Raw genomic sequence first — 21,399 nt, 5'->3', positions numbered from 1 at the left:
CGTGGTGCGGTCCTCCGGCTCGGTGGCCGCCCCGGCGACGGACGGGCCGTACGCTCGTCCGCCCGTGGCACGCCCCGCCGGCTCACTCACCGAGGGCCGCCTGCTCGACCAGCGGGATGATCCGCAGCGGAACGGGGTTCTCCATGACGATCGTCGTGGACGCCCGGACAATGCCGTCGAAGCCGACGACGCGGTCGATCACCCGCTGGAGATCGGCGTTCGAGCGCGCCACCAGCCGGCACAGCATGTCCCCGTTGCCGGTGGTGGTCAGCAGCTCGAGCACCTCCGGCACGCTCGCCAAGTGGGCCCGTACGTCGGCGCCTTGACCCTGGCGGATCTCCAGGGTGGCGAACGCGGTGACCGGGTAGCCGAGGGCCGCCGGGTCCACCTGGGGGCCGAATCCGCGGATGACTCCGTTCGACTGGAGCCGGTCCAGGCGCGCCTGCACCGTGCCCCGGGCGACGCCCAGCCGCCGGGACATCTCCAGCACCCCGATGCGCGGCTCCTCGGCGAGCAGCACGATGATGCGGCCGTCCAGATGATCGATCGCCACGGGACCCCCCGAGATGGTCAGCCTGTACAGAAAGTCCGCCGGAACGGGCGTACCACTGGTCTGATTGCCCAGTGAGGACGCGAACTATTGCGCAGCTTGCAGAGCAGCGCGACTCTTCCGCTATGACGCAGACCACAGACCACACTCCCGAGACGACCGCCCGGCAGGACGACCCCTTCCCGGTCAAGGGAATGGACGCGGTCGTCTTCGCCGTGGGCAACGCCAAGCAGGCGGCGCACTACTACTCCACCGCCTTCGGCATGCGGCTGGTCGCCTACTCGGGGCCGGAGAACGGCAGCCGCGAGACCGCGAGCTACGTGCTGGAGAACGGCTCCGCCCGCTTCGTCCTCACCTCGGTGATCAAGCCGGTCACCGATTGGGGCCGCTTCCTCGCGCAGCACGTGGCCGAGCACGGCGACGGCGTCGTCGACCTGGCCATCGAGGTCCCCGACGCCCGCCGTGCCCACGCCTACGCCATCGAGCACGGCGCCCGCTCGGTCGCCGAGCCGTACGAGGTGAAGGACGAGCACGGCACGGTCGTTCTCGCCGCGATCGCCACCTACGGCGAGACCCGCCACACCCTGGTCGAGCGCACCGGCTACGACGGCCCCTACCTGCCCGGCTACACCGCCGCCGCGCCGCTCGTCGAGCCGCCCGCCCAGCGCACCTTCCAGGCCGTCGACCACTGCGTCGGCAACGTCGAACTCGGCCGGATGAACGAGTGGGTGCGGTTCTACAACACGGTCATGGGCTTCACGAACATGAAGGAGTTCGTGGGCGACGACATCGCCACCGAGTACAGCGCGCTGATGTCGAAGGTCGTCGCGGACGGCACCCTGAAGGTGAAGTTCCCGATCAACGAGCCCGCGATCGCCAAGAAGAAGTCGCAGATCGACGAGTACCTGGAGTTCTACGGCGGCGCCGGCGTCCAGCACATCGCGCTCAACACCAACGACATCGTGCAGACGGTCCGCACCATGCGCGCGGCCGGCGTCGAGTTCCTCGACACCCCCGACTCCTACTACGACACCCTCGGCGAGTGGGTCGGCGACACCCGCGTGCCCGTCGACACCCTGCGCGAGCTGAAGATCCTGGCCGACCGCGACGAGGACGGCTACCTGCTCCAGATCTTCACCAAGCCCGTGCAGGACCGGCCGACCGTCTTCTTCGAACTCATCGAGCGGCACGGTTCGATGGGCTTCGGCAAGGGCAACTTCAAGGCACTGTTCGAGGCGATCGAACGCGAGCAGGACAAGCGGGGCAACCTGTAACCGCCGGGTCCCCGCCGGGCCGTCCAGGGGGGACCGTGGAGGAACGCATCGACCTCGCCGCACCGGCCGTCCGCTGGCTGCGGCAGAAGGACACGCTGCGCGAACCCACGGTCCTCCAGTCGTTCGCCTTCGATGAGGTCCACCACCACCTCTACGTCCTCCAGCTCACCCGGGGCGGCCGGGACGCCGGCGACCTGTGCCTCAACCGCCTCGACCTCCAGGGACGGCGCCTGGGCCACATGTACCTCAGGGGCTTCGGGCACGGCGTGAGCATGGGCGTCCAGCACGACACCGACGGCGCGGTGTGGCTCTGGACCGAGGCGGACGCCGCCGGCGGTTACGGCCGGGGCGTCACCCGCTTCCGGTTCGCGAACGGGGCCACCCGCACGGCCGGGGACGTCCGGATCCGCCACCCGGTCGAGGGCTCGCACGGCAACCAGCCCACGGTCTGCCCGGCCACCGGCCGCCTGGCCGTCCGCTACCGCCTGCGCGGCACCCCCCGCTACCGCGTCTGGGACCTGGCCGCCTTCACGGCCCGAGACTACGGCTCCCCGCTCGCCGACCTCCCCCAGACCGGCGCCCACCCCGACCCGGCCGCCCCCTTCCAGGGGTACGCCCTGCACGGCGACCACCTGTACCAGCTCGCGGGATCCGCGTACGACCCGCGCACCAACCCGTCCGCCGGCCACGGCGACACCCACCTGTCCTGCCTGGACATCCGCACCGGCGAACTCCTCGCCCGCCACCGCACCGAGGCGGCGTACTCCCTCGACCACCGCGAGCCGGAGGGCCTCGCCGTCCGCGACACCGGCACCCCGCGCCTGTACCTGGGGTTCGCGTCGGGGCACGAAGGCGCACGCAGGTTCTCGATCTACTACAAGTGATTCCTCACCGGCGCGGCGCCCCGCCCTCCTCCCCTTCCCCGCCCTCCACGCCCTCCCCGCCGGGGGGTTCGCCGGGCGGGGGCTCGCCCAGTGTCCGCAGTGCCGCCCGGGCGGCCGGCACGCCCAGGGGCGAGAAGTACGGATTGATCCGCAGCGCCTCCTCGAGATGCCGCCGCGCGGGCCCGTACAGATCCAGCTCGCCCTCGATCATGCCCCGGTGGAACGCGTACAGCGCGCTGCGCACCCCGCCGCCCTTGGTCTTGTCCGTCGCCGCGGTCGCGTGGACCAGCGCCTCCGAATCCTCCCCGGCCCGGTGCAACGCCCAGCCCAGCGCGTCGGCCACCTCGGTCCCCGGCTGCCGCCGCCACTCGTCCCGCAACCGCTCCACGGCGTCCGGTGCGTCCCCGTGGTCCGCCTCGAACCGCCCGATCAGCAGCTCCTCGTCGACCCCGCCCGCCATCGCCCGCCCCACCGCCGTCCGCAACCGCGCGTACTGCTCCGCGGCGAGCCGCTCCTGCCCCCGCGACTCGTACAGTTCGCCCAGCTCCAGCAGGACCGCCGGGTCCGGATGCCGGGCGAGGGTGGCGCGGTACTCACTCAGCGACTCCGTGGTACGCCCCAGCGCGGCCAGCGTCCGGGCCCGCCCGGCCGGCGCCGCCGGCTGCTCCGGGTCCAGGCGCAGCGCGGCCTCGAAGTGCCGCAGCGCGTCCGGCAGGTCCCCGCGCTCCCAGGCCAGCTGACCCACCCCGGTCAGCCACGCCGCCCGCTCGGCCGGGGTGCGGGCGGCGGCCGCCGCGTCGGTCAGCTGGGCCACCGCGTCCTCGCGCCAGCCCCGGTCCCGGTACACGGCCGCGGCCCGCGCCATCACCGCCGGCCGTGCCTGAGCACCGGTGCGCAGCCCCAGCAGCTTGTCCAGGGCCTGCTGGGCCGCCTTGTGGTCGCCGAGCCCGGTGTACGCGTCGATCAGCGGCGGATACGCCGACCACCGCTCGGGCGCCGCCTTCAGCGCCTGCTCGCCGTACCGTTTCGCGGCCGGGAAGTCCCGGCGGGCCAGCGCCAGCGCGGCCAGCCCGTCCAGCGCCTCGGTGTTCCGCGTGCCGCGCACCTCCAGCGAGGTCCGCAGCGCCCGGTCGGCCCGCGGATAGTCAGCCGCGTCACCCGTCCGGCGGCCCCGCTCCGCGTACGCCGCCCCGAGCACCGCCCAGGCCCGCGCGTCCAGCGGCCGCGCCCGCACCCGCTGCTCCTGCCGGGCCACGAGCGCCGTCAGGCCGGGCAGCGCGGCGGGCACCCCGTAGGTCACCGCCGTCAGCGCCGGCGCCTGCGGGGGCGGCCCCGCGGCGGGCGGCACGGCGGGCCGCGGCTCCTGCGGCAGCGGCATCAGCACCACGCCCGCGGCGGCAGCGCCCGCGAGGGTGGCGACCAGTACCCGCCCCAGCGTCCGCCGGAAACGGCGCGGCGGCCCGGCCGGCAGGGACGTACCCGGCTCGCACAGTCGGTCGTTCACAAGGCCTACTGTGCGTCAATATGACGAACACATCCGGGTGGCCCAAGGGCGGCGCGGACGGGGTTCACACCGATGGCCGCGAGTGCGAACCTGTGATCATGAGCCGTATCGAAGCGACGCACGACGCGGAGACGAGCACTCTCACCGACCGGCTCCTGGCCGGCCTGCCGCCCGAGGCCGTCCTGACCGACCCCGAGGTCACCGCCTCCTACTCCCACGACATGGCGAGCTTCTGCCCGGCCGGCGCCCCCGCCGTCGTCGTACTGCCGCGCACGGTCGAGGAAGTGCGGCACGTCATGCGCACCGCCACCGAGCTGCGCGTCCCGGTCGTCCCCCAGGGCGCCCGCACCGGCCTGTCCGGCGGCGCCAACGCCACCGACGGCTGCATCGTGCTCTCCCTCACGAAGATGGACCGCGTCCTGGAGATCAGCCCCGTCGACCGGATCGCCGTGGTCGAGGCCGGTGTGGTCAACGCGGTCCTGTCGCGCGCGGTGGAGGAACATGGCCTGTACTACCCGCCGGACCCCTCCAGCTGGGAGACGTGCACCATCGGCGGCAACATCGGCACGGCCTCCGGCGGGCTGTGCTGCGTGAAGTACGGCGTGACCGCCGAGTACGTCCTCGGCCTGGACGTCGTCCTCGCCGACGGCCGCCTGCTGTCCACCGGCCGCCGCACCGCCAAGGGCGTCGCCGGCTACGACCTGACCCGCCTCTTCGTCGGCTCCGAGGGCTCCCTCGGCATCGTGGTCCGCGCCGTCCTCGCCCTGAAGCCCCGGCCGCCACGGCAGCTCGTCCTGGCCGCGGAGTTCCCCTCCGCGGCCGCCGCCTGCGACGCCGTCTGCCGCATCATGGCGGGCGGTCACGTCCCTTCCCTCCTCGAACTGATGGACCGTACGACCGTCAAGGCCGTCAACGCCTTCGCCCGCATGGGCCTGCCGGAGACCACCGAGGCGCTGCTGCTGGCCGCCTTCGACACCCCGGACCCCGCCGCCGACCTGGCCGCCGTCGGCGCCCTGTGCGAGGCGGCCGGCGCCACCCAGGTCGTCCCCGCCGAGGACGCCGCCGAGTCCGAACTGCTGCTCCAGGCCCGGCGGCTCGCGCTGACCGCGCTGGAGGCGGTCAAGGGCACGACGATGATCGACGACGTGTGCGTGCCCCGCTCCCGGCTCGGCGCCATGCTGGAGGGCGTCGAGCGGATCGCCGCCGCGTACGGCCTCACCATCGGCCTCTGCGCGCACGCCGGTGACGGCAACACCCACCCCACCGTCTGCTTCGACGCCGGCGACCCCGACGAGTCCCGGCGGGCCCGCGAGTCCTTCGACGAGATCATGGCCCTGGGCCTGCGGCTGGGCGGCACCATCACCGGCGAACACGGCGTCGGCGTGCTGAAGAAGGAGTGGCTGGCCCGCGAGATCGGCCCCGTCGGGGTGGAGATGCAGCGGGCGGTGAAACAGGTCTTCGACCCGCTCGGCATCCTCAACCCCGGCAAGCTCTTCTGACCGCCGGGCCGGGGTCACCGGGCGAACAGCTCGCCGAGCGCGCCGTCGATGCCCAGCCGGCCACCCTCCGTCCCCGGCGGCACCACCCGCAGCGTCCGCTCCAACCACGCCGACACCTGGGGGACCGGCGCCCGCAGCAGCGCGTCGCCGTCCGGTGAACGCAGTGCCAGCAGGACGACCCGGTGCCCGTCCGCCTTCGCGGGCCACACCCGTACGTCCCCGTCCCCGCACGGCCGGAACACCCCCTCCACCAGCAGCTCGCGGGCGAACGTCCAGCTGACCGGGTGCTCGGAGTCGATGTGGAAGGTGGCGTGGACGGCGTAGGGGTCGTCGGAGCGGTACTCCAGCCGGGCCGGGACCGGGATGCTCCGTTCCGGCGACAGCATGAGTCTCAGCTCCAGCTCCCGTTCCACCATGGTGTGACGCATGACCTGGGTTCCTCTCCGGGTGTTGTCTTTTCGGGGCCGCTCGGACCCGGTTCGTACCGGGGGAGAGGCGGCGGGGGCCGGGTCATTACGCGGGTTCGGGGGAGTTCTCGGCGCGGTGTCCGGGGGACGGGCACGGCGTTGCCCGGAAGGAGTGGGTCATGCGGGAGTGGCGGTGGGGGGTGCTCGGGTCTGGTAGATGTGGAGGCTCCCACCCCACCCCCGAGCAGATACGGGACGACGGACATGAGCGCCCCAACCCCGGCCGCAGGTGACGACAGGCCCCGCGAGGGCTACTACCCGGACCCGTCCATCCCCGGCTACGTCCGGTACTGGAACGGCGCCTCCTGGGTGCCCGGCACCAGCCGCCCGGCGCCGCGGGACGGCGAACCGCTCATCCCGCCGGCCGGCATCCGCCCCGCGGCCCCGTCCGTCGAGGAGACGGGCCCCCACTTCTTCGACGAGGACCCGGCCGACCCCGTACCGCAGCCGCACCCCGGCCCGACCGGTGCCGCCGACCCGTGGCCCCGCACGGACGACGGACAGGACGCGCAGGTCGCGCGGTGGGGCCGGCCGGCCGACCCGGGCGCATCGAACGGGGCGGCCGCGTTCGGCGGTACCGGTGAGCCCGGTGAGTTCGGTGACACCGGTGGGTCCGCCGGGCCCGGAGCGGCTGGTGCGTCGGGTGGGGCGCCGGGGGCGACCGGCGTTTCCCGGCCGGGGGAGCAGTGGGGCGGGAGCGGACAACCGGACGGATCGGCCCAGTCCGGCCACCACGGCCAGCCGGGCCTCCCGGGCCAGTTCGGCCCCCCTGACCATCCGGGCCTCCCGGGCCAGTTCGGCCCCCCTGACCACCCTGGCCTCCCCGGTCAGTTCGACTCCACTGCCCACCCCGGCCACTCGGGCCTCCCCGGCCTGCCCAGTCAGTCCAACCACTCCGGCTTCCCGGCTCAGTCCGGCCACGCTCACCACCCCGGCCTCCCGGGCCTCCCCAGTCAGTCCGGCCACGCCGGTCACACCGCCCACCCGAGCCTCCCCAGTCAGTCCGGGCACCCCGGCATCCACGACGACGCCGGGCGGGCCGACGGCTGGGGGGTGGATCCCCGGGTTCCGGCCGGGCCGGCCGATGGCCGGGTCGGCTCCCGTACCGACGGCGCCGCGACGGTGCCTCCGCCGGAGGACGAGGCCCCGGATCCCGGCACCTTCCTCTTCCGGCGCCCGATCCCCGGCCCGGCGGCCCGCACGGACGACGGCACCATGACCTTCCGCCCGCTACCGTCCGGTCCGGCCGGGGCGGAGGGCGGCGCGTCCAGCGGCCCGGACGCCGGTCCGGCCGGTTTCGGTACCCAGGGCCCGGTCGGCGCGCCCACGCCGACGCCCCCCGCCTCCTCGCCCGCGGCCGGCAATCACGGCTTCGGCGCCGGAAAGGCCGCCGCCGCCCGCACCACCGCCGCACCGGCGACCGAGGCCCGGCACAACGCGCGGCCGGGCCCGGCCGCGCCCGCCGCCACCCCGCCCGTGCCCCAGCAGCCCGGCGCCCCGGCCACCCCGCTGACCAGCGGCGCCGGCGGCGGTCAGTCGTCCTGGGCGCAGCAGGTGCACCAGCTGGCAGGGGGCGGGGACGAGCAGCCGCCGGCGCCGTGGAAGCCGCCGGTGGAGGACGTGTTCCAGGCCGCCGCCCGCCGTCAGGCAGCCGCGCGGCCCGCCGGACTGGGCAAGCGGTTCGCGGCCCGGCTGATCGACCTGCTGGTGCTGGGAGCCGTGACGGCCGCCGCCGCGGTGCCGCTCGGCCTGCGGGCCGCGGACCACGTGCAGGAGAAGATCGACGCGGCCCGGCTGTCCGGCCGTACCGTCACCGTCTGGCTGCTCGACGGCACGACGGGCACCAGCCTCGGTATCGTCCTCGCCGTCCTGCTCCTCGCCGGAGTCCTGTACGAGGTGCTGCCCACCGCCCGCTGGGGCCGCACCCTCGGCAAGAAGGTGTGCGGGCTCCAGGTGCGGGACATCGAGGGGCACGAGCCCCCGGCGTTCGGCCCGGCGCTGCGGCGCTGGCTGGTGTTCAGCGTGCCGGGGCTGCTCGTCGTCGGTGTCGTGGGCATGCTGTGGTGCCTGTTCGACCGGCCGTGGCACCAGTGCTGGCACGACAAGGCGGCCCACACGTTCGTCGCCGGCTGACGCCGCACGGACGGCCGTAGTCCGTACGGCCGCCCTCCGGATGCGGAGCCGGAAGGGGCGCGGTGCACTCGGGCCATGATCAGCGAACCGCCCTCCGGCTCCGGATCCACGCCCCCGCCGCCCGGTGGCGGCCCGACACCCCCGTACGGCGGCGGCCCGTACGGCGGTGGTGGCGGCCCCGGTTACCCCGGTGACCCCCTGGCCGGTATGCCCCCGCTCGCGGACAGCGCCCGGCGGACGCTCGCGAGGATCATCGACATGGTCCTCGTCGGTGTCGTCGTCTGGCTGCTCACCTTGGCCTTCGGGCCGCGGGTGTACTCCATCGACAACGACCGCGTGCAGGTCGGCCGGTCCGTCGCCCCGGCCGTCATCCTCGCCGTGCTCTACGTCCTGTACGACACCGTCATGATCAGCCGATCGGGGCAGACCCTCGGCAAGAAGTGGCTCGCCATGCGGGTGGCCGACCTGGACAACGGGAGCACCCCCTCCGTGCGGACCGCGCTGATCCGCTCCCTGGTGCTGTGGCTGCCGTTCGCCTTCTGCTGTTGCTGCCTGTGGACGGCGATCGCGGGCGGATGGAGCTTCTTCGACAGGCCGTACAAGCAGGGTCTGCACGACAAGGCGGCCAAGACGGTGGTGGTCGGCACCGGTTGAGACCGGCCGGCCGGTCGCCGGAAGGACCGCGCGGACACCGCGGGGGCGAGCCGAGCGCGGGGCCGGGTCAGAAGGACGTGGGGACGCGCTCCTCGGCCGGTGCCGTCTCGGTGGGCGCCTGCGCCGGGCGGGAGCGCGGGGAGGGGGCCGTCAGGGCGACCAGCAGGCCCAGGGCCAGGGCGGCGAGCGCGATGACGCTGATCCCGACGCCTGAACTGGCCTGCGACAGCAGCAGCATGGCGAACGTCGAGAGGATCACGGTGCAGACACCGTAGGTGAGCTGTGCGGCGGTCGGACGAGGCATGGCAATCGGTCCTCGGCGGTTTCGGGGATGGGGTGCCGTGGGGCTCTCTTGGCGTGCATGCCCGAGCGGGACGCCCGGTAAGCGTGGCCTAACCCACGGTACCGGTGCACGGGGGGCGCACGGAGACACCGGTACCGCCGGGCGGGCGGCTTCCTGCGCCGGTCGCCGGAGCGACACGTGTCCGTAAAGCGAACGTCACCTCCGCATAGTGCACTTGTCCTGCTCAAGTCAAGGTCTGTCTTTTCCGTCAAACCTCTAGTCAAATGTCGTCACTTGATACACGCGTTGATCGAGCGCGCACGGATTCCTCCATGCCCTGGAACCCCCTGTCCGTGCGCGCGGCGCGGGGGAGGAACTCAAGTGACCAGCAGATCCTGGACGTTCAGAGCGGCCGCCATCGGCGTGACGCTCGCGGCGGCCTCCGCCACGTTCGCCACCTTCGCGGTCGCGGAGGCGGGCACGCAGCGCCCGGCCGCGGCCGCCAACCGGCACGACCCGGCTCCGGTGAGGCAGCAGAAGCACGACCTGGACGGCCCCCTGAGCAAGACCCAGGACGCCCAGCGCCAGGAGGCCCTGAAGCAGCTCATATCGGGCAAGGCCACCGCGCAGGAGCGTAACGGCTCCAAGGTCGTCAAGCTCAAGAGCGGCAAGGGCCGGAGCAAGTACGTCGAGCTGAGCCGCGAGAAGACCGACAAGATCTTCACGATCCTCGTGGAGTTCGGGAACCAGACGGACCCCAAGTACGGAGGCACCGCGGGCCCGCTGCACAACACGATAGCCGCGCCGGACCGCAAGAAGGACAACTCCACGGCCTGGCAGAAGGACTACGACCAGAAGCACTACCAGGACCTCTACTTCGGCACCGGCAAGAAGACCGAGTCGCTGAAGAAGTACTACGAGAAGCAGTCCTCGGGCCGCTACTCGGTCTCCGGTGAGGTCACCGACTGGGTCAAGGTCCCCTACAACGAGGCCCGTTACGGCAACAACGCGTGCGGCCAGACCAACTGCCCGAGCGTGTGGAACGTCGTCAGCGACGGTCTGAAGGCCTGGGTCGCCCAGCAGAAGAAGGCGGGCAAGTCCGACGCCGACATCAAGGCGGACCTGGCCAAGTACGACCAGTGGGACCGCTACGACTACGACGGCGACGGCAACTTCAACGAGCCCGACGGCTACGTCGACCACTTCCAGATCGTGCACGCCGGTGAGGACGAGTCCGCGGGCGGCGGCGCGCAGGGCAAGGACGCCATCTGGGCGCACCGCTGGTACGCCTTCGGCACCGACGCCGGTGCCACCGGCCCCACCAGCAACAAGCTCGGCGGCACCCAGGTCGGCGACACCGGCATCTGGGTCGGCGACTACACCATCCAGCCGGAGAACGGCGGCCTCGGCGTCTACGCCCACGAGTACGGCCACGACCTCGGCCTGCCGGACGAGTACGACACCGCCGGCGGCGACAACTCCACCGGTTTCTGGACCCTGATGTCGTCCGGCTCCTGGCTGGGCACCGGCAAGGAGTCCATCGGCGACCTGCCGGGCGACATGAACGCCTGGGACAAGCTCCAGCTGGGCTGGCTGAACTACGACAGCGCCAAGGCGGGCAAGCAGTCCACGCACAAGCTCGGCCCCGCCGAGTACAACACGTGGGACAAGCAGGCCCTCGTGGTGTCCCTGCCGGACAAGGCCGTCACCACCACGATCACGCAGCCCGCCGAGGGCTCGACCCAGTGGTGGAGCGGCAGCGGCAACGACCTGAAGAACACGCTGACCCGGACCGTGGACCTCACCGGCAAGTCGTCGGCGAACCTCAGCCTGGACGGCTGGTGGGCCACCGAGGAGGGCTACGACTACGTCTACACCGAGGTGTCGACGGACGGCGGCGCCAACTGGACGGCCCTGGACGGCACGGCGGACGGCCAGGCCCTCCCGCGCGACGCCAGCGGCAAGCCGGCGCTGACCGGCTTCTCGCAGACGCACAAGAAGCTGTCGTTCCCGCTCGACGCCTACGCGGGCAAGAAGATCGACGTGCGCTTCCGCTACGCCACCGACGGCGGTGTCGCGGAGAACGGCTTCACGGCCGACGAGATCACCGTGACCGCCGACGGCGCCCCGGTCTTCTCGGACAACGCCGAGACCGCGGACGCCGGCTGGACCGCGGCCGGCTTCTCCCGGGTCGGCGCGTCGTTCACCAAGAACTACGCCCAGTACTACATCGCCGAGAACCGCCAGTACGTGTCGTACGACAAGACGCTCAAGAGCGGCCCGTACAACTTCGGCTTCGCGTCGCGCCCCGACTGGGTGGAGCACTACCCGTACCAGAACGGCCTGCTGGTCTGGAAGTGGGACACCTCCCAGGCGGACAACAACACGAACGAGACCAACGGTCACCCGGGCACCGGTCTGATCCTGCCGGTCGACTCGCACCCGAAGGCGCTGAAGTGGGCGGACGGCACGCTGCTGCGCAACCGCGTCCAGGCGTACGACTCCCCGTTCAGCCTCTACGGCACGGACGGCATCACCCTGCACAAGGCCGACGTCGCCCTGAAGATCAAGGCGTCGAAGGGTGTCCGGGTCTTCAACGACCACACCGGCACCTACTACGACGCCTCGAACCCCACCGGCGGCGTCAAGGTCACTGACACCAACACCAAGATCACGATCGTCAAGGAGGCCAAGGACGGCTCCACGATCCAGCTCAAGGTCGGCCCCGCGGTGAAGTAGTCCACATCACCGCAGGTCACAAGCGTATCGGCGGCAACCCCTTGGCGGGTTGCCGCCGGTCGTGTTTAGGTGCGTCCTGTGGACCGCTTATTGACACCGACCCGGACGGGGATGTGACCGCATGGCCGCTGGAGGCTTCTGCAAGCTGCCGGACGACACGGTGGTGGTGGCACTGAACCTGCCGAGTCCCGCCGGGGTGCCGGCCGCGGTGCGGGTCCTGGTGCACGCCAGGAACCGGGCACGGGCCCTGACCCGGCTGCGCAACCTGGGGCTGCGGGCGGTCTACCTGCGGGGCAACGCGCTGCCTCCCACACCGGACGAGGTCACGGCGGTGCTGCACCATCCGGACGGCCTGATATGGCGCGCGGCCGCGGACAACGGTGTCACCGTGACGGAGCTGTGGCAGCCGATCACGGCCCTGCTGCGCCGGCCCGCCGCCCGCGCCTGAGCCCCGCCGCCCGGTCAGACGGCGGGCTTGCCGGTCAGTTCCACGCCCGCCTCGCGCAGCTCCCGCAGCGCGCGTGTGGTGGTCTCCTCGGCGACGCCCGCGGTCAGGTCCAGCAGCACGTGCGTACGGAAGCCCTCCCGTACGGCGTCCAGCGCGGTGGCGCGCACGCAGTGGTCCGTGGCGATGCCGACGACGTCCACCTCGTCGATCTCCCGGGAGCGCAGCCAGTCGGCGAGCGCGACCCCGTTCTCGTCGGTGCCCTCGAACCCGCTGTAGGCCGCCGCGTACGCCCCCTTGTCGAACACGGCGTCCACCGCGCCGGAGGCGACGGCGGGGGCGAAGTTCGGGTGAAAGCCGACGCCCTCCGTGCCCGCGACGCAGTGCGCGGGCCAGGAGCGGACGTAGTCGGGGTCGTCCGCGAAGTGGCCGCCGGGCGCGATGTGGTGGTCACGGGTGGCGATCACATGGCGGTATCCGGTGCCCGCCGCCTGGCCGATCAGCTCGGTGACGGCGGCGGCCACGTCCGCACCGCCGGACACCGCGAGGCTGCCTCCCTCGCAGAAGTCGTTCTGGACGTCTACGACGATCAGGGCGCGGCGCATGGCGGGTGTCCTTCGAGTGAGGAGGCAGGTGACTGAGACTAGGGACTTACCGGCCGGTGCGGGAGGGGGCGGACGGCGCTCCCGCTCCCGGCCGTTTCGTCCTAGCTACCCGAGCCCCCGTGGACGTACTCCGTCGGAAGGACGGGTTCGCCCCGGGACAGCTGGGTGGCGGAGAGCGGCAGCTTCGCGCGGGCCGCGATGTGGCGGTCGCGCGGCACGTCGAGCGGCTCGCGGGCGATCACCTCGCCGCCCTTGACCAGCTGGACCTGGAGTTCGCGGCCGGCCAGGGCGGACGGGACCGGCCCGGTGCCGACGACCTCGGCCTCCGCGATGCCCTCCGCGTCGGTGCGGCGCGCGGCCCACTTGCGTCCGCCGACGGAGGTCTTGCCGCCGGTGGACTTCTTCGCGACCGGCACCAGCGGCGCCTTCGGGTCGGCGGTCTCGGCGCGGGCGACCAGCTTGTAGACCATGGACGCGGTCGGGTGCCCGGAGCCGGTGACCAGCTGGGTGCCGACGCCGTACGCGTCCACGGGAGCGGCGGCCAGCGAGGCGATGGCGTACTCGTCCAGGTCGGAGGTCACGACGATCTTGGTGTCGGTCGCGCCCAGCTCGTCCAGCTGCTGGCGCACCCGGTGGGCCACCAGCAGCAGGTCGCCGGAGTCGATGCGGACGGCGCCCAGCCCGGGTCCGGCCACCTCCACCGCCGTACCGACGGCCTCGGTGACGTCGTAGGTGTCCACCAGCAGGGTCGTGCCGCGGCCGAGGGTGTCGACCTGGGCCCGGAAGGCGTCGCGTTCTTGGTCGTGCAGGAGGGTGAAGGCGTGGGCCGAGGTGCCCACGGTCGGGATGCCGTAGCGGAAGCCCGCGGCCAGGTCGGAGGTGGTCGTGAAGCCACCGACGTACGCGGCCCGCGCGGCGGCCACGGCGGCCAGCTCGTGGGTGCGCCGGGCACCCATCTCGATCAGCGGGCGGTCACCGGCGGCGGAGGCCATGCGGGAGGCCGCCGCGGCGATCGCCGAGTCGTGGTTGAGGATGGAGAGGATCACGGTCTCCAGCAGGACGCACTCGGCGAAGCTGCCCTCGACGCGCATGATCGGCGAGCCCGGGAAGTAGACCTCGCCCTCGGGGTAGCCCCAGACGTCGCCGCTGAAGCGGTAGCCGGCGAGCCATTCCAGGGTCTCCTCGTCGACGATCCCCTGCTCGCGCAGGAAGCCGAGCACGCCGGCGTCGAAGCGGAAGTTCTCGACCGCGTCCAGGACGCGCCCGGTGCCGGCCACCACGCCGTAGCGCCGTCCGTCCGGCAGCCGCCGGGTGAAGACCTCGAACACGCTGCGCCGTTCGGCCGTGCCGGCCTTCAGCGCGGCCCGCAGCATGGTCAGCTCGTACTGGTCCGTGAAGAGTGCCGTCGAGGGAACGTCCACCGGCAGCCCAAGGTCCGCTGTGTTCATGACGGGATAGTACCCCCATCTCGTCAGTGTGACGATTTATCGCGCCCGTGGCAGCATGGGCCCTGTGACGTCACCCGCGCCCGTAGAGATCGAACGCACCGAGTCGGCGGAGGAGGTCTTCGCCGTACCCGAGCCCGACGTCCCCTGGGTCACGATCGTCCACAACGACCCGGTCAACCTCATGAGCTACGTGACGTACGTCTTCCAGACGTACTTCGGCTACTCCAAGGACAAGGCCACCAAGCTCATGCTCGACGTCCACCACAAGGGCCGGGCGGTCGTCTCCAGCGGGAGCCGCGAGGAGATGGAACGCGACGTGCAGGCGATGCACGGTTACGGTCTGTGGGCCACCCTTCAGCAGGACCGGAAGTAGCGACCGACCACATATGCCCGGACACTTCGAACCGCTCCCCGGCGGCGGCGCGGCCGTCGCGCTCGACGACGTCGAGATCTCCATCATCCGGTCGCTGGCCGTCCAGCTCCTGGAGCTGATCGGCCCCGGCCCCGGTGCCGACACCCCCGACGACCCGCTCGCCGAGCTGTTCGCCGAGGGGCCGAGCGAGCCGCCCGCGGACCCGGTGCTGCGCCGGCTCTTCCCGGACGCCTACACCGATCCCGAACATGCCCCCGCCTCACCGGGCGACGCCGAGGAGCGACGGGCGCACTCCGCGGAGTTCCGCCGCTTCACCGAGAACGACCTGCGCGCCGGCAAGCGGGAGAGCGCGCTGACCGTGGTCCGCACCCTGGACGCGCTCGCCCCGGTGGACGAGGGCGGGGCGGTGCTCGAGCTGTCCCCGCAGGAGTCCCGGCAGTGGCTCGGCGCCCTCAACGACCTCCGGCTGGCCATCGGCGCCCGCCTGGAGATCACCGACGACGACGACACCGACCTGCTCTACCGGCTCCCGGAGGAGGACCCGCGCAAGCCGATGGTGCTGGCCTACCTGTGGCTGGGTGGTCTCCAGGAAACCCTGGTCACGACCCTTATGCCGTAATCCGGTCATTTCTCTGCGTCACCGTTCGCTCAGAGGACGCTCAAATCCGGATAACGATCCCGTCACCGTTGCGGCCGGTTTTGACGCGTTCGAACGCCTTTTGTCCGCTTCTCCTTGTGTGATGCACCACACCGCATCCCTGTGATCAGTGTTGCGGGCGTGATAAATCTTCACGACCGCCCGGCGAAGACCACCCATGTCTCGGCCGGGTGCGCCACCGAGCCGACGACCGTCGGCCAGGCAACAGCTCCAGAAGTCCAGGGGGATCGAGACCCGGTCCGAGGCCGACGAAAGGCCCGGATCGGCATGGAGAAAGGCGCACCACACATGACCTCAGCGCAGGTCGACCAGCATCGCGACGGCAATGAGGCCGCGCGGGCCGAGGATCACGAGGGCGGCGAGGGGTATCAGCGCGGGCTCGGTTCCCGGCAGATCCAGATGATCGCCATCGGCGGTGCCATCGGCACGGGCCTGTTCCTGGGCGCGGGCAAGGGCATCTCCAAGGCGGGCCCCAGCCTGATCCTGGCGTACGCCGTCGCGGGCCTCGTCATCTTCGTCATCATGCGGGCACTCGGCGAACTGCTGATGTACCGCCCGGTGTCGGGTTCGTTCTCGGAGTACGCGCGCGAGTTCATCGGCCCGTTCGCCGGTTTCGTCACCGGGTGGACGTACTGGCTGTTCTGGGTGGTCACGGGCATCACCGAGGTCACCGCGGCCGCCGCCTACATGACGTACTGGTGGAACATCCCGCAGTGGATCTCGGCGCTGATCTTCACCGTCGTCCTGTACGGCGCCAACCTGATCTCCGTGAAGCTCTTCGGCGAGCTGGAGTTCTGGTTCTCCATGGTCAAGGTCACCGCCATCATCGGCATGATCCTGATCTGCGCCGGCATCCTCACGATCGGCTTCTCCGACGCCGGTGACACCGCCTCCGTCAGCCACCTGTGGAACGAGGGCGGCTTCTTCCCGCACGGCGTCGGCAGCACCCTGATGACCCTCCAGATGGTCATGTTCGCCTTCCTCGCCGTCGAGCTGGTCGGTGTGACCGCGGGCGAGTCCAAGGACCCCAAGACCGTGCTGCCCAAGGCGATCAACACCGTGCCGTGGCGCATCGCCGTCTTCTACGTCGGCGCGCTGATCATGATCCTGTCGGTCGTGCCGTGGACCGCCTTCCACCCGGGTGTCAGCCCGTTCGTGGCCGCGTTCCAGAAGATGGGCCTGGCCGCCGGCGCCGGCATCGTGAACTTCGTCGTGCTCACCGCGGCGCTGTCCTCCTGCAACTCCGGTATGTACTCCACCGGCCGCATGCTGCGCGACCTCGCGCTCAACAGCCAGGGCCCGAAGGTCTTCACCCGGCTGACCTCCAGCGGCACCCCGCTCGTCGGCACGTCGGTCTCCGCCGCGCTGATGCTGGTCGGCGTGTGGATCAACTACCAGTGGCCGGGCAAGGCGTTCGACTACGTGGTGTCCTTCGCGACCATCTCCGGCATGTGGGCGTGGATCGTCATCCTGTTCTGCCAGATCCGCTACCGCGCCAAGTCCGACCGCGGTGAACTGCCCCGCTCGGAGTTCCGCGCGCCGGGCGCCCCGTTCACCAGCTGGTTCGCGCTCGCCTTCATCGGCATGGTGATCGTCATGATGGGCATCGACAAGGACGCCCGGGTCTCGCTGTACTGCGCGCCGCTGTGGGCCCTGATCCTCGGCGTCGCCTACCTGGTGCTCAAGCGCCGCAACCCGGAGGCCGCGGCCTTCCGCAAGCGCTGAGGAACCGACGCACCCCGGAGAACACCCCCCCGGGACGTCCTGCCGCCGGGAGCACTCGTGGCGCCCCCGGCGGCGCCGCTCAGGACGTCCGGCATGTGGGCCGTCCCGTACCGACCCCCGGTACGGGACGGCCCCTCTGCTTATCCTGGCCCCCATGCTGACCATCACCCAGGCCCTGTACGACCGAATCGTCGCCCACGCGCGCGAGGACCACCCCGACGAGGCGTGCGGCGTGGTCGCCGGCCCGGCGGGCTCCGGCCGCCCCGAGCGGTTCGTCCCGATGCTCAACGCGGCCCGCTCGCCCACCTTCTACGAGTTCGACTCCCAGGACCTGCTCAAGCTCTACCGCGACCTGGACGACCGCGACGAGGAGCCGGTGATCATCTACCACTCCCACACCGCGACCGAGGCCTACCCCTCCCGCACGGACATCTCCTACGCCAACGAGCCCGGCGCCCACTACGTCCTGGTCTCCACGGCCGACACCGACGGCGCCGGCGAGTTCCAGTTCCGCTCGTTCCGCATCCTCGCCGGTGAGGTCACCGAGGAGGAGGTCAAGGTGGTCGAGGCGTACCCCTCGCCGTGACTCCGGACGCACATCGTCCCACAAGGTGGACGAATCGCGTCCGGGATGTGGGAAGACCCTCCGGGGAACGTCGCGGGAATCGATACGATGAGCCCATGGTTTTCCACGACGTGAGCGAGAAGACGCCGGGCACACTGCTCGTGGCGCGGCTGCACGTCGACCTGTGCAGGCTCGCCAGCGCCATCTGTTGACGCCGGCCCTGCCGCCGTACGGCCGTGGGCCGCGGCGCCCAGATCCGCGTACGCCACCCGTGCGCCCCGCGCCGCCGCGCGCCCACCGACCCGACACCTTCCGACAGGAGCCCTGAGCCATGGCCATCGAGGTCCGCATCCCCACCATCCTCCGCACGTACACCGACGGCCAGAAGGCGGTGGCGGGCAGCGGGAACACCCTCGCCGAGCTGTTCGCCGACCTCGAGGCCCGGCACGCGGGCATCCAGGCCCGCATCGTGGACGGCGACCAGCTGCGCCGCTTCGTCAACGTGTACCTGAACGACGAGGACGTCCGCTTCCTGGACGGCATCAACACCAAGCTGTCCGACGGCGACAACGTCACGATCCTGCCGGCCGTGGCCGGCGGCATGCGCTGATCGGCCGCTGACCAGCGATGCGTTACGACTCCCCGCTGGCCGCGGTGGGCAACACCCCCCTGGTGCGCCTGCCGCGGCTGTCGCCGTCCTCCGAGGTCCGCATCTGGGCCAAGCTGGAGGACCGCAACCCCACCGGCTCGGTCAAGGACCGTCCCGCCCTGCACATGATCGAGCAGGCGGAGAAGGACGGCCGGCTGACCCCGGGCTGCACCGTCCTGGAGCCCACCTCCGGCAACACCGGCATCTCCCTCGCCATGGCGGCCAAGCTCAAGGGCTACCGCATGGTGTGCGTGATGCCGGAGAACACCTCGCAGGAGCGCCGGGAGCTGCTCGGCATGTGGGGCGCCGAGATCATCCCCTCACCGGCCGCCGGCGGCTCCAACACCGCCGTACGCGTGGCCAAGGAGCTGGCCGCCGAGCACCCCGACTGGGTGATGCTCTACCAGTACGGCAATCCGGACAACGCGGGTGCCCACTACGCCACGACGGGCCCGGAGATCCTCGCCGACCTCCCCTCGATCACCCACTTCGTGGCCGGCCTCGGCACCACCGGCACCCTCATGGGCGTCGGCCGCTACCTGCGCGAGCACAAGCCGGACGTCAAGGTCGTCGCCGCCGAACCCCGTTACGACGACCTGGTGTACGGGCTGCGGAACCTCGACGAGGGCTTCGTCCCGGAGCTGTACGACGCCTCCGTGCTCACCACCCGCTTCTCCGTCGGCTCCGCCGACGCGGTCACCCGCACCCGCGAACTCCTCCAGCAGGAAGGCATCTTCGCGGGCGTCTCCACCGGCGCGGCCCTGCACGCGGCGATCGGCGTCGGCAGGAAGGCCGTCCAGGCGGGCGAGAGTGCCGACATCGTCTTCGTCGTGGCCGACGGCGGCTGGAAGTACCTCTCCACCGGCGTCTACACGGCGGCCACCACGGAGGAGGCCATCGAGACGCTCCAGGGCCAGCTCTGGGCGTAGGGGATCCGACCGCGCCGGTGGTACGTCACATCCGTACCAGGAGACCGGACACCGGCGGAAAGGCGGACCCCATGCGCCGTACGACCCCCCTCGCCCTCACGGCGGCAGCGCTGCTCCTCGCGGGCTGCGGCTCCCGGCAGGCGGACACCGGGAGCGGCGGCAAGGCGTCGGCGCCGCCGTCCCCCACCCGGTCCGCGGGCGGCTGCACCGGCCACGCGGAGCTGACGGCCGCCGACCACGGCCGCACCGTCTGCGTGGCCGAGGGCGGTGAGCTCCGCCTGACCCTGGACGGCACCCGCGCCCGCCCGTGGAAGCCGGTCAGCGCGAGCGGTACCGCTCTGCGGGGCATCAACGCGGGCTTCGTCCTGCGGCCGGGTGACGCCACGGCCGCGTACCGGGCGGTGACCGCCGGCACGGTGAGGCTCACCTCGTCCCGCCCGCTGTGCGCCCGGCCCACCGCCCCGGACCGGGTCTCCTGCAAAGGCATCGAGGAGTGGACGGTGACCGTGCGGGTGGGCTAACCCGCGAGGTGGCGTACCTGGTCCCACAGGACCGGGTCGACCGCGCCCACCCGGCGCCGGAAGTGGCCCACCGGGACCTCGCGCAGTTCGTCGGTCTCCAGGAAGCTGGGCCGGCCCCGGGCGTCGCCGACCGCGCCCGGCGGCAGCGGGATCACCCCGCTGCGCTCGTCGTGGTACTTGCTGGTGATCTTCGCGACCGTGGCCCGGTCGCCGCGCACGGCCAGTACCAGGCACGGCCGGTCCTTCACCGCGGCCCGGTCCTCGTAGGGCACATCCGCCCACCAGATGTCGCCGGGAGAGGGCCGTGCCGCGTGGGTCGTCCGCGTGCCCGGCCGGCCCGGGGGCCGCAGCCGCCGCCCGCCCGGCCGGCGGCCGCGGCCCCAGCCGTCGACGAGCGTGGCGACCAGCGCCAGCAGTACCACCGCCGCGAGCGCCAGCCACCAGGACGTGTCCATACGAAGACGTTACCGGCGCGCGCCGCACATTGCGCGCCCTCCGGTGAATCCCCCACCCCGGGTCCAGCCGAACCGGTGACAGCACAGGTGAGTTCGCCCACAACGGCCCCTGGCGAAGGAGCGACCCGCGCCCGCGCGCCTTACGCTCGACGCACCGCACGCCCCCCGTCAGCCCCCATCCTGACCGGCCTTCCCGTACCGCCCACCGGTTCCCGCCAGCGGAGGTTTCTGCTTCATGAAGCTCACCGTCGTCGGCAGCTCGGGGTCGTTCCCGTCCGCGGAATCGGCCTGTTCGAGCTACCTCCTCGAGGCCGACGGCTTCCGGCTGCTTCTCGACATGGGCAACGGCGCCCTCGGCGAGCTCCAGCGCCACTGCGGTCTCTACGACCTCGACGCGATCTTCCTCAGCCATCTGCACGCCGACCACTGCATCGACATGTGCGCCTACTTCGTGGCGCGCTACTACCGCCATGACGGCGGCCGGTGCGGCCCGGTCCCGGTCTACGGCCCCGAGGGCACCGAGCACCGGCTGACCACGGCCTACGCGGACACCCCCTCCGCCTCCTCCATGAGCGAGGTCTTCGACTTCCACACGGTCAAGCCGTCCACGTTCGAGATCGGCCCGTTCACCGTGCACACGGAGCGGGTCCGCCACCCCGTGGAGGCGTACGGCATCCGGGTCGAGCACGGCGGTAGGTCCCTGACGTACTCCGGCGACACGGGCGTCACCGCCACGCTGGACGAGCTGGCCCGGGACACCGACCTGTTCCTGTGCGAGGCCGCGTTCACGCACGGCAAGGAGAGCATTCCCGACCTGCACCTCAACGGCCGTGAGGCGGGTGAGACGGCGGCCCGCGCGGGCGCCCGCCGCCTGGTGCTCACCCACATCCCGCCGTGGACCGACCCCCTGGTGAACCTGCGGGACGCCCGCGAGGTGTTCGCCGGGCCGGTGGCGCTGGCGGCGCCGGGACAGACGTACGACATCTGAGCGTGACGTGCGCGGGGCCCCGGAACCGTCCTGGTTCCGGGGCCCCGCGCG

23 protein-coding genes are annotated in these 21,399 nt (G+C 72.1%); 16 read left to right on the top strand and 7 right to left on the bottom strand.

Features of this window, described 5'->3' with window-relative positions; translation table 11 throughout:
• Nucleotides 1–82: 82 nt before the first annotated feature.
• Nucleotides 83–553, bottom strand: coding sequence for an Lrp/AsnC family transcriptional regulator (locus tag ACGFT1_RS28085; protein WP_373911775.1), 471 nt, complete (start codon nucleotides 551–553; stop codon nucleotides 83–85).
• A gap of 122 nt (nucleotides 554–675) precedes the next feature.
• Here ACGFT1_RS28085 and hppD point away from each other — a divergent pair, with 122 nt between their 5' ends.
• Entirely contained in the window at nucleotides 676–1,824 is a 1,149-nt protein-coding gene (gene hppD / locus ACGFT1_RS28080; RefSeq protein WP_373911774.1) for a 4-hydroxyphenylpyruvate dioxygenase, read from the top strand.
• Nucleotides 1,825–1,859: 35 nt separating this feature from the next.
• A complete protein-coding gene (locus ACGFT1_RS28075) occupies nucleotides 1,860–2,708 on the top strand; it encodes a Teichoic acid biosynthesis protein C (Precursor) (protein ID WP_373911773.1) in 849 nt (282 codons plus the stop codon).
• Between the two features lie 4 nt (nucleotides 2,709–2,712).
• On the opposite strand, the gene ACGFT1_RS28070 is transcribed toward ACGFT1_RS28075, so the two are convergent.
• Nucleotides 2,713–4,212: a tetratricopeptide repeat protein gene (locus tag ACGFT1_RS28070; protein ID WP_373911772.1), complete on the bottom strand. Its 1,500-nt coding sequence runs from the start codon at nucleotides 4,210–4,212 to the stop codon at nucleotides 2,713–2,715.
• 92 nt (nucleotides 4,213–4,304) lie between these two features.
• Here ACGFT1_RS28070 and ACGFT1_RS28065 point away from each other — a divergent pair, with 92 nt between their 5' ends.
• The gene (locus tag ACGFT1_RS28065) at nucleotides 4,305–5,711 is read left to right on the top strand and encodes an FAD-binding oxidoreductase (protein ID WP_373911861.1); all 1,407 of its coding nucleotides are present in this window, start codon (nucleotides 4,305–4,307) and stop codon (nucleotides 5,709–5,711) included.
• Between the two features lie 14 nt (nucleotides 5,712–5,725).
• On the opposite strand, the gene ACGFT1_RS28060 is transcribed toward ACGFT1_RS28065, so the two are convergent.
• Nucleotides 5,726–6,139: an SsgA family sporulation/cell division regulator gene (locus ACGFT1_RS28060; RefSeq protein WP_373911771.1), complete on the bottom strand. Its 414-nt coding sequence runs from the start codon at nucleotides 6,137–6,139 to the stop codon at nucleotides 5,726–5,728.
• Nucleotides 6,140–6,382: 243 nt separating this feature from the next.
• On the opposite strand from ACGFT1_RS28060, the gene ACGFT1_RS28055 reads away from it, so the two are divergent.
• Complete coding sequence (locus ACGFT1_RS28055; protein ID WP_373911770.1) at nucleotides 6,383–8,311, top strand: RDD family protein; 1,929 nt, start codon at nucleotides 6,383–6,385, stop codon at nucleotides 8,309–8,311.
• A gap of 75 nt (nucleotides 8,312–8,386) precedes the next feature.
• Nucleotides 8,387–8,965, top strand: coding sequence for an RDD family protein (locus ACGFT1_RS28050; RefSeq protein ID WP_373911769.1), 579 nt, complete (start codon nucleotides 8,387–8,389; stop codon nucleotides 8,963–8,965).
• 67 nt (nucleotides 8,966–9,032) lie between these two features.
• Here ACGFT1_RS28050 and ACGFT1_RS28045 read toward each other — a convergent pair whose 3' ends face one another.
• Nucleotides 9,033–9,269 carry a hypothetical protein gene (locus ACGFT1_RS28045; protein ID WP_373911768.1) on the bottom strand — a complete coding sequence of 79 codons (237 nt, stop codon included), beginning with the start codon at nucleotides 9,267–9,269 and terminating at the stop codon, nucleotides 9,033–9,035.
• A gap of 360 nt (nucleotides 9,270–9,629) precedes the next feature.
• Here ACGFT1_RS28045 and ACGFT1_RS28040 point away from each other — a divergent pair, with 360 nt between their 5' ends.
• Both ACGFT1_RS28040 and ACGFT1_RS28035 read left to right on the top strand, forming a co-directional pair.
• Entirely contained in the window at nucleotides 9,630–11,987 is a 2,358-nt protein-coding gene (locus ACGFT1_RS28040) for an immune inhibitor A domain-containing protein (protein ID WP_373911767.1), read from the top strand.
• A 121-nt stretch (nucleotides 11,988–12,108) separates the two neighbouring features.
• Complete coding sequence (locus tag ACGFT1_RS28035; RefSeq protein ID WP_373911766.1) at nucleotides 12,109–12,435, top strand: hypothetical protein; 327 nt, start codon at nucleotides 12,109–12,111, stop codon at nucleotides 12,433–12,435.
• A 14-nt stretch (nucleotides 12,436–12,449) separates the two neighbouring features.
• Here ACGFT1_RS28035 and ACGFT1_RS28030 read toward each other — a convergent pair whose 3' ends face one another.
• A complete protein-coding gene (locus tag ACGFT1_RS28030; RefSeq protein ID WP_356823873.1) occupies nucleotides 12,450–13,037 on the bottom strand; it encodes a nicotinamidase in 588 nt (195 codons plus the stop codon).
• A gap of 101 nt (nucleotides 13,038–13,138) precedes the next feature.
• Nucleotides 13,139–14,485 (bottom strand): nicotinate phosphoribosyltransferase, encoded by a 1,347-nt coding sequence (locus ACGFT1_RS28025; protein WP_373911765.1) that lies wholly within the window; start codon nucleotides 14,483–14,485, stop codon nucleotides 13,139–13,141.
• 55 nt (nucleotides 14,486–14,540) lie between these two features.
• Here ACGFT1_RS28025 and clpS point away from each other — a divergent pair, with 55 nt between their 5' ends.
• From clpS to ACGFT1_RS27985, 8 genes are all read left to right on the top strand, one after another.
• A complete protein-coding gene (gene clpS, locus ACGFT1_RS28020) occupies nucleotides 14,541–14,858 on the top strand; it encodes an ATP-dependent Clp protease adapter ClpS (protein WP_130436552.1) in 318 nt (105 codons plus the stop codon).
• 13 nt (nucleotides 14,859–14,871) lie between these two features.
• Entirely contained in the window at nucleotides 14,872–15,477 is a 606-nt protein-coding gene (locus ACGFT1_RS28015; RefSeq protein ID WP_373911764.1) for a DUF2017 domain-containing protein, read from the top strand.
• A gap of 327 nt (nucleotides 15,478–15,804) precedes the next feature.
• Complete coding sequence (locus tag ACGFT1_RS28010; protein WP_373911763.1) at nucleotides 15,805–17,241, top strand: amino acid permease; 1,437 nt, start codon at nucleotides 15,805–15,807, stop codon at nucleotides 17,239–17,241.
• A gap of 154 nt (nucleotides 17,242–17,395) precedes the next feature.
• Nucleotides 17,396–17,827, top strand: a complete 432-nt coding sequence (locus ACGFT1_RS28005) for a Mov34/MPN/PAD-1 family protein (RefSeq protein ID WP_373911762.1) — start codon at nucleotides 17,396–17,398, stop codon at nucleotides 17,825–17,827.
• Between the two features lie 95 nt (nucleotides 17,828–17,922).
• Nucleotides 17,923–18,018: a putative leader peptide gene (locus tag ACGFT1_RS28000; RefSeq protein WP_328363763.1), complete on the top strand. Its 96-nt coding sequence runs from the start codon at nucleotides 17,923–17,925 to the stop codon at nucleotides 18,016–18,018.
• Between the two features lie 119 nt (nucleotides 18,019–18,137).
• Nucleotides 18,138–18,416 carry a MoaD/ThiS family protein gene (locus tag ACGFT1_RS27995; RefSeq protein ID WP_373911761.1) on the top strand — a complete coding sequence of 93 codons (279 nt, stop codon included), beginning with the start codon at nucleotides 18,138–18,140 and terminating at the stop codon, nucleotides 18,414–18,416.
• A gap of 17 nt (nucleotides 18,417–18,433) precedes the next feature.
• Nucleotides 18,434–19,384 carry a PLP-dependent cysteine synthase family protein gene (locus ACGFT1_RS27990; RefSeq protein ID WP_373911760.1) on the top strand — a complete coding sequence of 317 codons (951 nt, stop codon included), beginning with the start codon at nucleotides 18,434–18,436 and terminating at the stop codon, nucleotides 19,382–19,384.
• 71 nt (nucleotides 19,385–19,455) lie between these two features.
• Nucleotides 19,456–19,905 (top strand): hypothetical protein, encoded by a 450-nt coding sequence (locus ACGFT1_RS27985; RefSeq protein ID WP_373911759.1) that lies wholly within the window; start codon nucleotides 19,456–19,458, stop codon nucleotides 19,903–19,905.
• On the opposite strand, the gene ACGFT1_RS27980 is transcribed toward ACGFT1_RS27985, so the two are convergent.
• Entirely contained in the window at nucleotides 19,902–20,360 is a 459-nt protein-coding gene (locus ACGFT1_RS27980) for a type II toxin-antitoxin system PemK/MazF family toxin (protein ID WP_373911758.1), read from the bottom strand. The two genes, ACGFT1_RS27985 and ACGFT1_RS27980, sit on opposite strands and share 4 nt — an antisense overlap.
• Nucleotides 20,361–20,595: 235 nt before the next feature.
• On the opposite strand from ACGFT1_RS27980, the gene ACGFT1_RS27975 reads away from it, so the two are divergent.
• Entirely contained in the window at nucleotides 20,596–21,348 is a 753-nt protein-coding gene (locus ACGFT1_RS27975; RefSeq protein WP_373911757.1) for an MBL fold metallo-hydrolase, read from the top strand.
• Nucleotides 21,349–21,399: the final 51 nt, after the last annotated feature.

It is taken from the genome of Streptomyces sp. Y20, assembly GCF_043195475.1.
In the GTDB taxonomy this organism is placed as follows: Bacteria; Actinomycetota; Actinomycetes; order Streptomycetales; family Streptomycetaceae; genus Streptomyces.
The sequence above is the reverse complement of the archived record's forward strand: the minus strand, read 5'-3'. Positions and strand labels throughout refer to the sequence as shown.